The sequence below is a fragment of the Marinobacter sp. V34 genome, from assembly GCF_055524115.1.
The window spans coordinates 152619-167207 of the sequence record NZ_JBUPZY010000009.1 but is presented as its reverse complement, the minus strand read 5'-3'; the positions used below and the strand labels follow the sequence as shown (position 1 = coordinate 167207).

The following is a 14589-nucleotide window of genomic DNA, read 5'->3' as shown; positions in this document are numbered from 1 at the left end:
CATGAGCAACTCGCCGTACGTTTTCGAAGCCACCATGGACAACTTCCAGCAGGATGTGATGGAAGCGTCCTCCAAAACGCCCATATTGATTGATGTCTGGGCGGAATGGTGCGCCCCCTGTAAGCAGTTAATGCCGTTGTTGGAAAAGCTGGCGGATGAGTATAAGGGCGGCTTTATGCTGGCCAAAGTGAACGCTGATGAGCAGCAGCAACTGACCGGCAGCCTGGGGGTGCGCAGCCTGCCCACCGTAATCCTGGTGAAAGATGGCCAGGCAGTGGATGGCTTCAATGGCGCTTTGCAGGAGAGCGAGATTCGCAAGGTCCTCGACAAGCACATCGAAATGCCCGAAGACGAGGAAGCCCCTTACGACAAGGCTCACCGACTCTGGGAAGAAGGCGATGTTGAGGCTGCACTGGCCGTGCTAACCGAGATGAATCGGAGCGACCCGGATGATCTGAAGGTACTGATCGACCTCGCGCAACTGAAGGCGGAACTGGGCGACCTGGAAACCGCTGAACAGGTACTGGAAAGCCTGCCGCCGGAAGAAAAGATGCAGCACCAGGCCAAGCAGTTGGCGGCCCGGCTGAAATTCCTCAGAGCGTCAGCCGAATTGCCTCCCATCCACGAACTGGAGGATGCGCTGGATAAAGATCCGAAAGATCCTAATGCCCTGCATTTGCTAGCGCTGCATCACATCCTTCAGGAAAACAACGCAGAAGCGATGGAATTGCTGATTCGATTGATGCGGGTGGACAGCAAATATAAGGATGAGGTGGCTAAAACCACTTTGATTGAGTTATTCGACAAGCTGGGAAATAACAACCCGGACGTGCGTACCTATCGGCGTAAGTTGTATACGTTGATGCATTGATCTCGGTTTTTCCTGAATCGGGCATTCGCACGAGAACCGCCTCTTCCCATGGCTGAATGCCCGTTTTCACTACACATTCTCCTGTGATCTTCCTATAGTGATTGTTGCCGGATTAATCGGAACAGTCCTACCAATGAAGAAAGCAGGAAAGCTTTTAATGCCCCTTCAGCAACGAGAAAGAGCGTCAGCCCCGTTTCTAGCAAATGAAGCTGATCTGATCCACTGCCTCTATCAATCACTGCAGAACCAGACCGGATTTCATGATTTCCTGGCGATGCTGATGGGCTCTGTGAATGGTTGTGCGGCCCAGCTCTCGTTTGTACGCAGGTCGCCCAGAGCGATTGAGCATCTCTGGTACGCGGGATTGTCCGATGAGTTCATTGGATGGTATCTGGATAACAATATGATTGCCCACGATGCCGTGACCAATTATGCCATTACTCAGGCTTCCGGCACTTTTCACTCGGCACTGCCGCTTGTTGAAAAGGGGCCACCAGGCGATCAATACGACCGTTGGGAGTCAGATCACAGCATGCTCGATTCTGCGTGGCTGGTTGTCGATGCCTCTGACACTCACATCGTGATGCTGACGGTGCAGCGAACTGTTGCTCAGGGGGCCTATAGTCCCTCAGAACTTGAGGCGATGAATCGTCTGATCCCCTTTATCCGTCAGTCCGTCAGCCTGGCTGAGACTTTCCACCAGAGTCCAGAATCTGAAAAGGCGTTGTCGACGTTTATTGAGCTGGTGTCGGACGCTGCATTTGTTCTGAACAGTCGTGGGCGCCTGATGGTGTCGAATAAACGGGGGGAGGAGTTTCTGGCTGCGGACCAAACCATCACGTTGCGGCAGCAGCGCTTCACGTTCGGAGACGACATTGCCCAGAAAGCCTTTTTCCGAACCATTACCCGGGTCGCCCACGCGGACCTGGAAGGCAACACCTATGAGCCGGAAACACTCGTTATCCTTCGTTTGGAGAGATCGCCATTGCTGATGACCCTGCGTCCTCTTGAGCACAGCGAGTTCCTGACAGGCGGTGTGCTGGTAACGGTGATTGATTCGGAATCAAGAAAGTTTCCTGATGAGGTGATGATTCGCCAGTATTTCTCGCTGACCGCAGCAGAAGCACAGCTGTGCAAGGATCTGATTACAGGCATGAGTCTGAAGGATATTGCGCACCGGCGCCATAAAAGTGAGGCAACGGTCCGAAGCTATCTGAAGCAGGTTTTTTTGAAAACCGGGCAGAGTCGGCAGGGCCAGCTCATCAGTACTATTCTTTCTTCGCTGCTGCGGTGAGATAGGTGGGGGGGGAGTAGTTGGCGTTGCTGGTGAGGGCGGGAAGGTCCCGCCCTGCATCAGCTTTTGATCATTCGTTGGTTTTGATTAAAACAACCAGGCCAAGTTCGTCTGGATCTTCGTTGGTTTCCTGCCACTTCAGGGTGAAGATGCCGAGATTGGCCTCTTCGTCGAAGAAACCGTCCAGAACGGTGGTCCCATCAGCGCCGGCAATCGTTATTGAGGTTTTTCCGGCGCCGCCGAGAGACACGGCTGCCTGTGTTTCAACGGTATCTGTGGTGATTTCGATGTCGCCACCCAGGCCGGTCTTTATGACTTCGAAGAACGCACCATCGATGGTGCCGGCCGTTTCTGATGTCATTGTGAGGAAGGTGTTGAACTTGCTTGAAGTCAGCAGAAACTCTTCACCGTCGCCCAGCTTCATGGAGGTCAGAAGCATGCGGTACTTATTGCCGGTAACCGTTGGTGCTGTTTCTGGCAGCTTGACCAAGAGGGTTTTTCTGGCCTCGGCGTTGTTTTGGTCGCCCTCGGCCTCGGCAAAGGCCATGAAGTTAAATGTGTCGTTGATGAAGCCATCCGCCGGCTCGCCGCCTGCTGAAGTGATGTCTCCATTTGCAGTAATTACCATGGGTTGGCCAGTCGCCGCACCTTCAGCCAGAGCGCTGTATGTCGGGCCAGTGGGCTCCAGGCCTATCTGGTGACCGCTGACCTGGCCGTAGTCAAAAGTACCGTCGCCGTCGAAAATGAGAATATTGGTTTCCGTTGCCAGTTCAGTGATGCCTCCGGTCATCCAGGATTCCATGAATACCCGGCCAAAGTTTCCGTTCAGGTCCGAGTTCTGGAAATCCTCCGGTTGACGGCTAAATACCTCAAGCGTACGAAATACTTCGTCACCCGATTTTTGTTTAGGGTCAACGGCATCCTTTTCACCATCACTGTTTGTGTCGACAGTTGCGTAACGCACAGCCGCTTCATTGGATAGTACGAAGAAAAGGCCGGTACCTGTTACTTGCTGCAAGTTGTAAGTATGGGCGGGAAAGCGCCAGCCATAGTCGCCACTGATTTCCTCCTCGAATTCGCCGGAGATCGACAGGATGCCGCTGTCAGTGAGCGTCGCAGGAAAGGTTTCGTCAATCTCTTCCGAGCCAACTTCGTAATAGACGCCGCTTTGGTTCAGCGCCGAGCCAGACAGGCTGCCATAGGAGCTATCCTCGGTGATATGGGTCACTGAGATGTTTCCGTTCCCGTTGTTGCTAAAGCTGAAAGTGCTGGCCCACAAATCGTTGGCGTAGGTGCCGTTCTCATTGTTTTCGCTGTCGTGGAGCGACAAGGAGAAGGCGGCACTACGATAGTTGCCGGTGATAGCAGAGCCATCGCCTTTGTCGGATTTGGCAACCGCTACTTCGTTCTCGACGAAGTCACCAATACTGTCTTCCAGTGCAGCAAAAGCCTGTTCAAGGTTTGCCGAGTCAGATAGTGAGAGGTCAAATTCTTCGACACTGCCTTCAAGTTTTACAACGTCGGTTACCAACAGTTGGTCCAGTTCAGCGCCCTGGCTGATGAACTTTCGGAGTACAAATTCGGAAACTGGCGAAATATCAACGTCCTGATCCACCACCTGTGCTCGAAGGGCGGTGTCGTTCTGTCCAGTGATTCGAACAATCAGGTTTCCAGCCAGATTGACGTTCTGAGGTAACGTAAGTTCGTAGTCGCCGGTGATTGAGGTCACCGACGATGCCAGTATCTCACCAATCTGGTTTCCATCGTTATCTACACGGATCAGTTCAACCGTCGCGCCTTCAATTGGGTCAAGGCCTGTGATGGCGGCTGCGGCTGGTGAGATAAAGAAGTTCAGGGCAAATTCGATAGCGCTGGGTGGGCTCTCGAATGCAACTGTTGCGGCGGGTGCTGAGGCAGTACCAGAAATTGAAGCGTCGGAAGTGTTGTTGCTCTCTGATGAACTACTGCCACTCGATGATCCGCCGCAACCGGCGAGCAAGAGAGCGGAGGAAAGGGCGCTTGCAAATGCAATGTGGTTTATTTTTTTCACTGAAGACTCCTAGACAAACAGCCAGTTTGGTGAGGCTTGAGACTAGCATTGGGGTTGTCAGGAAAACGCCCTCATATGGGGGTAATTCAGTGTTCGAAGGTAGTGCAGAATTTTGAGGGGGCGAGGAGGGGGTAATGGTTTATGTCCAAGGCGCCGGCACGGCGACACCTTGGTACGGTGAGAGAAAGGCGTTAGCCGTTCCCCTTCTTCATTTCTTCATACTCATCCTCGAAGAAGAACTTCTCCTCCCCAAGGGCCGGTTCCAGCTCATGCAGCCAGGTGGCTGTTTCGCTGTACTTGGCAAAGAACGGGCGCTGAACCCAATCCGGGTTGCGGGCCTGGATGAACCGGAGTACGAACACTTTCTCGCCGTTGATCTCGGTGATGCCCTGCACCTCAACCTTGCCGGGGCCAGCGCTCATCGACGGGCCGCGGGCGGTGCGTGCCAGGCCTGAAACCTGCTTCATGGCTTCGCGGTAGATATTGAAGGCTTCCACCAAAGGCACTTCGAAGTAGTTCTTGGCGCCGGTGTCCCGCTCTACAAACATGTAGTAGGGGATGATGCCCAGCTGTACTTCCTTATCCCACAGTTTGGCCCAGTCATCAGCATTATCGTTGACGTGCTTGATCAGCGGGCCCTGAGCGCGGATTTCGGCACCGGTTGCACGAAGGCGGCGGATGGCTTCTTCCGCGATATCGGTGGTGATTTCCTGCCAGTGGTTGTAATGCGCCATGATGGCGACGTGCTTGCCAGCGTCCACAAGACGGGCGAACAGGTCAATCAGTTCGTCCGCATCCTTGTCGGTCACGAAACGGTATGGCCAGAAGGTCAGGGCCTTGGTACCAATGCGGATGGTCTGAATGTGATCAAACTCCGGCTGAAGCAATGGCTCCAGGTACTGGACCAGATTCTTGGTTTTCATCACCATGGGGTCGCCACCGGTGACCAGCAGATCGCTGACTTCGGTATGCTCCTGCAGATAGCCGTGAAGCTTTTCTGCTTCGGTGCTGGCCATCTTCAGGTCCTTGTCGCCCACGAACTGAGCCCAGCGGAAGCAGAAGGTGCAGTAGGAGTGGCAGGTCTGGCCCTGGGCCGGGAAGAACAGAACGGTCTCGCGGTACTTGTGCTGAACGCCGTCCAGAACCTCTCCGTTCAGTTCTGGCATGTTCATTTCCATCTGGCCGGCCGGATGCGGGTTCAGTTCGTCGCGAATTTCTTTCGCTACGGCCTGAATTTCTTTCTTCTCCGCGCCCTCACGGTGCATCTTTGCCATGCGCTCGTAATGCTCGTCCTTCAGCATACCCTTCTGGGGAAACACCAACTGGTAAAGCGGGTCGTTTGGCACCTTGTTCCAGTCGATCAGCTCATTGATAACGTATTCGTTAACGCGGAACGGCAGCACACTGGCTACCACCTTCATTTCAAACAGGGTCTCTTCAGGGAGATTCTGGATAACGTCAATTTTATCGAGCTGGCGGTCTGTGTAGACCTTAAAACGCCGCTCTTCGAACTCGGCGGTAGGAATCCGGTTCGGGAACGTGACGATGGAGTTCATAGATCGCCCTCTTTGGTTGTGAGCCATATTCTGGAGGGTGGGGGTTGCCACCGCTCCGCTGGTCAAAAAACGGGCAGGCGAGTATACATAAATCTAAAAGTATTTTCAGGTCTAATCAAATTGGTAGTAATCCTAAGACCTTGGTCTGATTATGCTTGTTTGGGAGAGAAAAAGGCGCCATTATTACGTAAGTAACCGAAATAGTCCGACAGGTCATGGTGAATTTTCCTCAAAAATTGAATTTTCATACCGAAATGTAGTAAAAATACTACTTAATCGTCGGTGTGGTTTTTGCCGGTGTGTGAGTGCTACCTGAATTCGCCTGACCAAAGGCCAAGTTACGCAAAGGCGCTTCACGCAGTAAAACTGGCGATCGTGTTCTATGCTTGTTCAAGGTAACGGGCAGGCAGATACCCATAATAAAACGCTCTGCATTCCATCGCAGCTTATCGATATTGCAAGACGCTCCGCTGCTGATCGTGGCGCGCTGCACTTTTTAATGCCAAGGGGAGGTTTGATGTACCAGGACGATGATCCCATAGAGACCAGTGAATGGCTGGATGCGCTGGAGTCTCTGATCGAACAGGAGGGCGTTGATCGCGCCAAGTACATTCTCGAAAGGCTCTCCGAACGAGCCAGCCGCGACGGCACTGAGTTGCCCTATTCCATCACCACGCCCTTCCGCAATTCCATTCCTGTTACCCAGGAATCCAGGATGCCGGGCGACTTGTTCATGGAGCGTCGTATCCGCTCCCTGATCCGTTGGAACGCCATGGCCATGGTGTTGCGGGCCAATCAGCGCCCGGGTGATCTGGGCGGGCACGTGTCGTCCTTCTCCTCGGCGGCCACATTGTACGATGTTGGCTTCAACTACTTCTTCCACGGTGGGGACGAGAAGCGCGAATCGGATCTGGTGTATTTTCAGGGCCATTCCTCTCCGGGCATTTATGCCCGTTCCTACCTGGAAGGGCGATTTAATGAAGACCAGCTGGATAAGTACCGGGAAGAGGTTGACGGTGATGGCCTGTCATCCTATCCCCATCCCTGGTTGATGCCGGATTACTGGCAGTTCCCAACGGTGTCGATGGGCCTTGGACCAATTCAGGCCATCTACCAGGCCCACGTGATGAAGTACCTGCACAGCCGCGAGCTGATCGATATGGGCGACCGTAAGGTTTGGTGCTTTGTCGGTGACGGCGAATGCGACGAACCGGAAACTCTGGGGTCCATCTCTGTGGCTGGCCGCGAAAATCTCAGTAACCTGATTTTTGTGGTTAACTGTAACCTGCAGCGCCTCGATGGCCCTGTCCGTGGTAACGGCAAGATCATCCAGGAACTGGAAGGCGTGTTCCGGGGCGCTGGCTGGAACGTGCTGAAAGTGGTCTGGGGCCGCATGTGGGACCCGCTGTTCGAGAAGGATCAGGACGGCCTGATGCAGCGTGTCATGGACGAAGCCGTTGACGGCGACCTGCAAAACTTCAAGAGCAACGGTCCGGCCTATACTCGCAAACACTTCTTCGGCAAATACCCGGAGTTGTCCAAGATGGTGGAAAACCTCACCGACGAGGACATCAACAAGCTTAACCGCGGTGGCCACGATCCCTACAAGGTATACGCAGCCTATCACCACGCCATCCATAACAATGGTGGCCGACCGACGGTGATTCTGGCTCACACCATCAAGGGTTATGGCTTCGGCAATGCCGGCGAGGCCCAGAATACTGCGCACTCCCTGAAGAAGCTCGATATTGAGCAGCTGAAAGCCTTCCGTGACCGCTTTGCCGTGCCGCTGAAGGATGAAGAGTTGAAAGACGTGCCCTATTACCGGCCGGCGCCGGACAGCCCGGAAATTGTTTACATGAACAAGCGCCGGCAAGAATTGGGCGGTTTTTATCCTAAGCGTCGCAAGGACTGTCAGCCATTGCAGGCGCCGCCACTGGATACCTTCAAGAACCTGCTGGAAGGCTCCAACGGTCGCGAGATTTCCACCACCATGGCATTCGTGCGATTGCTGACGGCTCTGACCAAGGACAAGCGTATTGGTAAGAGAATTGTTCCGATCGTACCGGACGAGGCCCGTACCTTCGGGATGGAAGGCATGTTCCGCCAGATGGGTATCTACACGTCAGAAGGCCAGAAGTATGTGCCGGAAGACCGTGACCAGATCATGTACTACAAGGAAGACAAGAAAGGTCAGGTTCTTGAGGAAGGGATTAACGAGGACGGTTCCATGGCGGCCTGGATGGCAGCGGCAACCTCGTACAGCACCAACAATTTCCCATTGATACCTTTCTACATCTTCTACTCCATGTTCGGTTTCCAGCGCGTGGGTGACCTTGCCTGGGCGTCTGGTGATATCCAGGCCCGTGGTTTCCTGATTGGTGGTACCGCCGGGCGCACAACGCTGAACGGTGAAGGTCTGCAGCACCAGGACGGTCACAGCCACATCCTGGCCCAGACCATTCCCAGCTGTAAGGCCTATGATCCGGCCTACGGCTATGAGATGGCCGTGGTGGTTCAGCATGGCATCAAGGAAATGTTTGAAGATAACCAGAACGTCTTCTACTACCTGACCATCGAGAACGAAAACTACGAGCAGCCCGCCATGCCGCAAGGCAAGGACGGGAAGAAAGTGGAAGACGGCATTATCAAGGGTATGTACCTGCTGGATTCCGTTGAAACCAAGGGCCGCAAGAAGACTCCGCGGGTTCAGTTGCTGGGTTCCGGTGCCATCCTCAACGAGGTGCGTGCCGCTGCAGAGCTGCTGAAGGACGACTTCGGCGTTGCCAGTGATATCTGGAGCGTGACCAGCTTTAACGAACTGGCCCGGGACGGCCTGCACATTGAGCGCTGGAATCGCCTGCACCCGGACGGCACACCCAAGAAGTCGTACGTCACCCAGTGCCTGGAAAAACAGCAGGGGCCGGTGGTGTCGTCCACGGACTACATCAAGCTGTTGTCCGAGCAGATACGTGACTACATTCCGAAAACCTACCTGACCCTGGGCACCGATGGCTTTGGTCGCAGTGATACCCGCGAGAAATTGCGGAGTCACTTCGAGGTGGATCGTTACTACGTGGCGGTGACCGCGCTGGCGGCTCTGGCACGGGACGGTGAAGTCAAGAATGACGTGGTTCTCGACGCTATGCGCAAGTACGGAATCGATCGCAACAAAACGAACCCGGTGCTGAGCTAAGGAGACCGCCATGAGTGAACAGGAAATCAAGGTTCCGGATCTCGGCGGTGCAGACGAGGTCGAGGTTATCGAAGTGCTCGTCAGCAAGGGGGATTCGGTTGAGGAAGAAGATCCGATACTGACGGTGGAGTCCGATAAGGCATCGGTGGAGCTGCCGTCACCCGGCGCTGGTAAAATCACCAAGATCACCGTCAAAGTGGGTGACAAGGTCAAGGAAGGCGATGTTGTTGGCATGATGGAAGCTGGCGACGCCGGTGGCTCGGATGACGACAAGGATTCTGGCGAAGACGCCAAGTCCGGCAAGGAAGACGAGGCGGAAGCCAAGTCGGACGAGAAAGAGTCCAAGTCCGAAGAGAAAAAGCCGGCACCGAAGAAATCTGGCGGTTCCCGGAAGGAAACCGTGAAGGTGCCCCAGCTTGATGGCTTTGACAATGTGCCGGTGATTGAGATCAACGTCAGCGAAGGCGACGAGGTTGAGGCGGACGATGCACTGGTGACCGTGGAATCCGATAAAGCCACGATGGAAATTCCATCTCCTTATGCCGGCAAGATCGGCAAAGTTCTGGTCAAAGAAGGTGACAAACTCTCTGAAGGCCACGATCTGGTTGAAATGACCATCGTGGAAGAGGGTGGCGAAACGGACGAAGAGGATGCCTCGTCAGAGCCTACTTCGAGTGAGGAAAAGTCGGAAGGTAAGGGAAAGCCGGAAGAGAAGAGCTCGGAGCCGAAGCCCGATCAGCCATCAACAACTTATGAGCCGCCGACTCCAGGGGCCAAGGTTCACGCTGGCCCTGCGGTACGTAAATTGGCCAGGGAATTCGGAGCGGATCTTACTCGAATTAAAGGGTCGGGCCCCAAAAACCGCATCCTTAAAGATGATGTGCAGGCCTATGTGAAGAGCCAGCTGCAGCAGACGCAGCAGGGCAGCACAGTGGCTGGCGGTGGCGGTGCCGGTATCCCCGGAGTGAAACTGCCGGACTTCAGCCAGTTTGGCGAGATTGAGCGGGAATCCATGTCGCGCATGATGTTTGCCACGGCGAACAATATGCAGCGCAGCTGGTTGAACGTACCTCACGTCACCCAGTTCGAGGACGCTGACATCACCGACATGGAGGACTTCCGCAAAGCGCAGAAGGCGGCGGGCGAGAAGAAAGGTGTGAAGATGACACCGCTTCCGTTCCTGCTGAAGGCCTGCGCCACGGCGCTGGCGGACTTGCCGCAGTTCAATGTGTCGCTGGATATGGATCGCAAGGAAGTGATCCGCAAGCAGTACATTCACATTGGTATCGCGGTGGACACGCCTCACGGGCTGATGGTGCCGGTGATCAAGGATGTCGACAAGAAGGGGCTCTGGGAGCTCGCGGCGGAAAGCGCGGACCTGGCGCAGAAGGCGCGGGACAAGCAGCTTAAACCGGCAGAGATGCAGGGTGCCTGCTTTACCATCACCAGCCTGGGTGGTATTGGCGGCACGGCGTTCACGCCGATCGTGAATACGCCGGAGGTGGCAATTCTTGGTGTCTCAAAGGCGGCGATGAAGCCGGTCTGGGATGGAAAGGATTTCCAGCCTCGGTTGATGCTGCCGTTGTCGCTGTCTTATGACCACCGCGCGGTAAATGGGGCGGATGCGGCCCGGTTTACCTCGGTGTTGAGTCAGTTGTTGGGGGATATTCGATCTCTTCTTCTTTGACTTCCAGTGATTGATCGCTCTGTAGCCTTCTAGCTATGGGGCGATCGCGAGGCCGGTAAGGCTATTCAGAACACGCCGCGAGTACGTCCCTGTAGTCTCGGTCGGGCCATCCATGGCCCTCCACGGTTCTGAACAGCCTTACCGGCCTCGCTTGTTTTTGCCCCTTTGATATCGCCTTTTGTTTATCGTTTCTTCTGCCGACTTGTTAATGACGGGACTTTTCTCGGCATTCCGGCCAATGCAGCCATTTTGTTTACTCGCCATGATCGGATCTCGTCCTTGGAAAACTCCAGGCGCCCTACGGAGACCGATCAATGAATCCTGCCGAACTGCTTTCCCAGCCGCTGGCCCTGAAAAACGGGGCGGTGATTCCCAACCGTTTTGCCAAATCAGCGATGAGCGAAACCCTTGGAACCATGGATAACCGTGTAACGAGGGATCTGCCGAGGCTTTACGGTACCTGGGCGGACGGAGGCATAGGGTTGTCGATCACCGGGAATGTGATGATTGATCGGCGACATATTGGTGAGCCAGGGAATGTGGTGCTGGAGGATGAGCGGGATCTGGACCTGTTGCGGGAATGGGCTAGGGCTGGTTCACGCAATGGGTGCCAGCTGTGGATGCAGCTCAACCATCCCGGTAAGCAGAGCCCGAAAATGCTGAACAAGGCGCCGGTGTCGCCCAGTGCTGTTCCGTTTCGCAAGGAGTTACAGGCCATGTTTGCGACGCCCCGGGCGCTGGAAGTGTCTGAGATTGAGGAGATTATCCAGCGGTTCGCCAGCAGTGCGGCGATTGCAGAGAAGGCGGGCTTTTCCGGGGTGCAGATTCACGGCGCGCACGGCTATCTGGTGAGTCAGTTTTTGTCGCCCCACCATAACGTTCGGGAGGACGAGTGGGGCAGTAGTCCCGAGAATCGGATGCGATTTGTGGTGGAGGTGTACAAAGCCATCCGCGCCGCGACCGGCGAGCAGTTCAGTGTGGGCATCAAGCTGAATTCGGCGGATTTCCAGCGGGGCGGCTTTACCGAGGAAGAGTCGTTAAAGGTTATCGAGACCCTGGCGGAGCTCGGCATTGACCTGGTGGAGATTTCCGGCGGCAATTACGAAAACCCGGCGATGGCGAAAGGTGCCAAGGGTGCGAATGGCGCCAAGGACAGCACCGTCGCACGGGAGGCGTATTTCCTGGAATTTGCGGAGAAGGTGCGCAAGCGGGTGGACGTGCCGTTGATGGTAACCGGTGGCTTCCGCACTGAGTCAGGCATGGCAGAAGCTGTGGCATCGCGGGCTACGGATCTGGTGGGTCTGGCGCGGCCACTGGCGGTGGAGCCGGACTTCCCGAAGCGCATTATGGCAGGGCAGGCATTTACCAGTTCCGTGAAGCCCATTCGCACCGGCATCCGCATGATTGACGATATGGCGCTCATGGAAGTGAGTTGGTACACCCGGCAACTGGGGCGCATGGGCAAAGGCAAGGCGCCGAAGAAGCACGACCGGGGCGCTCTGTCACTGATGGAGGTGTTGGCGGTGATGACGTCACGGGGTGTGCGCACCCGACTACGGGCCGGCGAGTGATAGTTTCCACTTAGTCACCTTGTGGTTGAAAATCGCGCGCTGGGCTTCGGCGTCGGCGACATCCGCAAGGTAAAAACAGACTCGGGCGCCAGGGCCGCGTTGTGCCAGTTGGCCCGCATCCAGAGCGCTCAGGCAGCCTATTTTCGGGTAGCCGCCGATGGTTTGCCGGTCTTTCATCAGCACAATCGGCTGGCCGTCACTGGGCACCTGAATAGCGCCATAAGCGATGCCTTCTGAGATAATGCCGTCCAGCTCAGAGGTGATGGGGGCGCCCGTTAACCGGTAGCCCATGCGATCAATTCGCTGGCTGACTTCGTAGGTGCCGGTGAAAAATTTCATACGCTCACCTGGTGAGAAGTGTGCGTATTGGTAGCTGGGAATCACACCGATGTGGAGGTCCTGGTTATAGTCCGGGATTTCCCCGGCCGGCAGGCTCGCCATGGTTTGATGCTGGCAGCGGTCAAACCCGATCCGGTCGCCTTTGGCCAGCTGTTGTCCGCGCCCATCCAGCCCGCCAAGTCCTTCGCGCACGACGGTCGCGCAACTACCCAGTTTTACGGTGGGCTTTAATCCCCCGGCGACGGCAAGGTAGGCTCTTAGCCCGGCTACCGGCATGCCGAATTCGATGCGGTCCCCCTGGTGGATTTGATAGGTATGCCAGGGCGCTGCCGCCTCTCCATTGATCTGTGCTCCGAGGTCCGCACCCGTGAGCGCAATGCAGGTATCCTCATGGGCCAGCAGGCCCAGTCTTCCAATATTGATCTCAATCTGCGCCGCCTCCGGCGGATTACCGAGCAGGCGATTGGCCCAACGAAAGGCGTGCTCGTCCATGGGGCCGCCGGTGGTCACGCCAATATGCTGGTAGCCGTAGCGGCCGGGATCCTGCAGTAAGGCCAGCATGCCGCCATCCAGAACTTCAAAACTCATCGAGGCTGCCTCCCAGGTCCAGATATTCCTGGCGGTCAATGGACCGGAACCGGACCCGATCCCCCACGGCCACCAGCGCCAGAGAATCACTGTCCCAATCGATCATTCTTTGAGGTGTGCGACCGACTATCTGCCATCCGCCCGGCGTAGCGCTGGGATAGATGGCGGTCTGCGAGCCAGCGATACCAACGCTCCCAGTGGGTATTTTCTGTCGGGGCGTGGCTTTTCGGGGCAGGGCAATTCGCTGGTCGGTAATGCCGAGGTAAGCGAACCCCGGGCTGAATCCAATGGCGTATACACGGTAGGTCTGTTCGCTATGGATACGTATCACTTCTTCCCGGCTGAGGCCGGAATAGTCACAGACCTCGTCCAGGTCCAGCCCTACTTCGGGCCCGTAGTAGACTGGCAGTTCGATGGTGCTGGATGAGTTTTCCTCCGACGTCGCTTGTTCGCTCTGGCTCAGTAACTTGCGGATCCGGCACGCGATACCAAAGCGGTCGGCTCTGTCGGCGTCATAGCAAACCAGAACGGAGGTATACGAAGGCACCAGGTCAATCACCAGGTCCGACAGGTTCTGGCGTATGGCCTCCGTGGCTCGCTTGACCTGGCCGGCGATGTCGTCGCTGATACGGTCACCAAAGTAGACGATGCACGTGCTCTCGTTGACGGCTTCGATGATCATAGTGACTCGACTACCTGCCGCATGTGCCTGGCCGCCTCTACTGCATGCTGGCTGTCGCCATGAATGCAGAGAGTGTCAGCCTTTATCGGGATACGTTTGCCGGAAATCGACGTGACGCTGCCTTCGGTGACGATCTGTGTTACCTGCCCCTCTATGGCTGCCGGTGTGTTGTGAACCGCGTTCTTCGCCGAGCGTTTAACCAGCCGGCCTTCGTCGCTATACGCGCGGTCGGAAAACGCCTCGAACCACACATCGATGCCAACGTCGGCGGCCAGCGCCAGAACCTCGTCGGCATCGGGTGTTGCCATGACCACCAGGGGGCAGTGGGGCGCATAGTTGCGTACGGCAGCCATTACCGTTGCCAGGGTTGTTCGGTCAACCGCCATTTTATTGTAGAGCGCGCCGTGGGGTTTGATGTATTCGATGGCTGTGCCGTGGGTTCGGCAGATGCCGTCCAGCGCAGCGATCTGGTATACCAGTAGCGCTTCCAGTTCCTCTGGCGCGAACTCCATGTCACGTCGACCAAAGCCGAGCAGGTCTGGATAGCCCGGGTGTGCGCCGATGCTGACCTTCTCGGCAATCGCGGTTCTTACGGTGCGGTCCATGGTCAACGGGTCTGAGGCATGAAAGCCGCAGGCAATATTGGCCATATCGATGTAGGGCATGACCTTGGCATCCATACCTTTGGTCCAGCTGCCGAAGCTCTCGCCCATATCGCAATTGAGTTTCATCAGTTGTCTCCAGAAACAGGTGAA

The 14589-nt window shown here is 55.9% G+C and carries 10 protein-coding genes; 5 read left to right on the top strand and 5 right to left on the bottom strand.

The features are described from left to right. The first annotated feature begins 1 nt into the window (after position 1). Together AC0B60_RS15555 and AC0B60_RS15550 are read left to right on the top strand one after the other, a co-directional pair. Complete coding sequence (locus AC0B60_RS15555) at positions 2 to 871, top strand: thioredoxin family protein (RefSeq protein WP_136633514.1); 870 nt, start codon at positions 2 to 4, stop codon at positions 869 to 871. A gap of 157 nt (positions 872 to 1028) precedes the next feature. Further along, positions 1029 to 2165: a helix-turn-helix transcriptional regulator gene (locus tag AC0B60_RS15550; protein WP_465086790.1), complete on the top strand. Its 1137-nt coding sequence runs from the start codon at positions 1029 to 1031 to the stop codon at positions 2163 to 2165. 70 nt (positions 2166 to 2235) lie between these two features. On the opposite strand, the gene AC0B60_RS15545 is transcribed toward AC0B60_RS15550, so the two are convergent. Next, on the bottom strand, positions 2236 to 4215 hold the full coding sequence (locus AC0B60_RS15545; protein ID WP_465086789.1) for a hypothetical protein: 1980 nt from the start codon (positions 4213 to 4215) through the stop codon (positions 2236 to 2238). A gap of 191 nt (positions 4216 to 4406) precedes the next feature. Next, the gene (locus tag AC0B60_RS15540; RefSeq protein WP_465086788.1) at positions 4407 to 5771 is read right to left on the bottom strand and encodes a KamA family radical SAM protein; all 1365 of its coding nucleotides are present in this window, start codon (positions 5769 to 5771) and stop codon (positions 4407 to 4409) included. A 517-nt stretch (positions 5772 to 6288) separates the two neighbouring features. Between AC0B60_RS15540 and aceE the strand changes: the two genes are divergently transcribed. The 3 genes from aceE (at position 6289) to AC0B60_RS15525 (ending at position 12225) form a co-directional block, all read left to right on the top strand. Beyond that, positions 6289 to 8967, top strand: a complete 2679-nt coding sequence (gene aceE / locus AC0B60_RS15535) for a pyruvate dehydrogenase (acetyl-transferring), homodimeric type (RefSeq protein ID WP_465086786.1) — start codon at positions 6289 to 6291, stop codon at positions 8965 to 8967. Between the two features lie 10 nt (positions 8968 to 8977). Then, positions 8978 to 10654, top strand: coding sequence for a dihydrolipoyllysine-residue acetyltransferase (gene aceF / locus AC0B60_RS15530; protein WP_465086784.1), 1677 nt, complete (start codon positions 8978 to 8980; stop codon positions 10652 to 10654). Positions 10655 to 10968: 314 nt separating this feature from the next. Beyond that, positions 10969 to 12225 (top strand): NADH:flavin oxidoreductase/NADH oxidase family protein, encoded by a 1257-nt coding sequence (locus AC0B60_RS15525; protein WP_465086783.1) that lies wholly within the window; start codon positions 10969 to 10971, stop codon positions 12223 to 12225. Here the strand turns inward: AC0B60_RS15525 and AC0B60_RS15520 are convergent. Genes AC0B60_RS15520 through AC0B60_RS15510 form a run of 3 tightly spaced genes read right to left on the bottom strand, consistent with a single transcriptional unit; the run spans position 12208 to position 14565 of the window. Beyond that, positions 12208 to 13152: a 5-oxoprolinase subunit C family protein gene (locus AC0B60_RS15520; RefSeq protein WP_465086782.1), complete on the bottom strand. Its 945-nt coding sequence runs from the start codon at positions 13150 to 13152 to the stop codon at positions 12208 to 12210. The two genes, AC0B60_RS15525 and AC0B60_RS15520, sit on opposite strands and share 18 nt — an antisense overlap. Next, positions 13142 to 13834 (bottom strand): 5-oxoprolinase subunit PxpB, encoded by a 693-nt coding sequence (gene pxpB, locus AC0B60_RS15515; protein WP_465086781.1) that lies wholly within the window; start codon positions 13832 to 13834, stop codon positions 13142 to 13144. The genes AC0B60_RS15520 and pxpB overlap by 11 nt, the downstream gene beginning before the upstream one ends. Beyond that, positions 13831 to 14565, bottom strand: coding sequence for a 5-oxoprolinase subunit PxpA (locus AC0B60_RS15510; RefSeq protein WP_465086780.1), 735 nt, complete (start codon positions 14563 to 14565; stop codon positions 13831 to 13833). The genes pxpB and AC0B60_RS15510 overlap by 4 nt, the downstream gene beginning before the upstream one ends. Between the last annotated feature and the right edge of the window lie 24 nt (positions 14566 to 14589).

What these genes read in the sequence shown, in the direction of transcription:
- AC0B60_RS15555 (WP_136633514.1), top strand. Translation starts at nt 2, where the DNA reads ATGAGCAACTCGCCGTACGTTTTCGAAGCCACCATGGACAACTTCCAG.
- AC0B60_RS15550 (WP_465086790.1), top strand. Translation starts at nt 1,029, where the DNA reads ATGCCCCTTCAGCAACGAGAAAGAGCGTCAGCCCCGTTTCTAGCAAAT.
- AC0B60_RS15540 (WP_465086788.1), bottom strand. Translation starts at nt 5,771, where the DNA reads ATGAACTCCATCGTCACGTTCCCGAACCGGATTCCTACCGCCGAGTTC.
- aceE (WP_465086786.1), top strand. Translation starts at nt 6,289, where the DNA reads ATGTACCAGGACGATGATCCCATAGAGACCAGTGAATGGCTGGATGCG.
- aceF (WP_465086784.1), top strand. Translation starts at nt 8,978, where the DNA reads ATGAGTGAACAGGAAATCAAGGTTCCGGATCTCGGCGGTGCAGACGAG.
- AC0B60_RS15525 (WP_465086783.1), top strand. Translation starts at nt 10,969, where the DNA reads ATGAATCCTGCCGAACTGCTTTCCCAGCCGCTGGCCCTGAAAAACGGG.
- AC0B60_RS15520 (WP_465086782.1), bottom strand. Translation starts at nt 13,152, where the DNA reads ATGAGTTTTGAAGTTCTGGATGGCGGCATGCTGGCCTTACTGCAGGAT.
- pxpB (WP_465086781.1), bottom strand. Translation starts at nt 13,834, where the DNA reads ATGATCATCGAAGCCGTCAACGAGAGCACGTGCATCGTCTACTTTGGT.
- AC0B60_RS15510 (WP_465086780.1), bottom strand. Translation starts at nt 14,565, where the DNA reads ATGAAACTCAATTGCGATATGGGCGAGAGCTTCGGCAGCTGGACCAAA.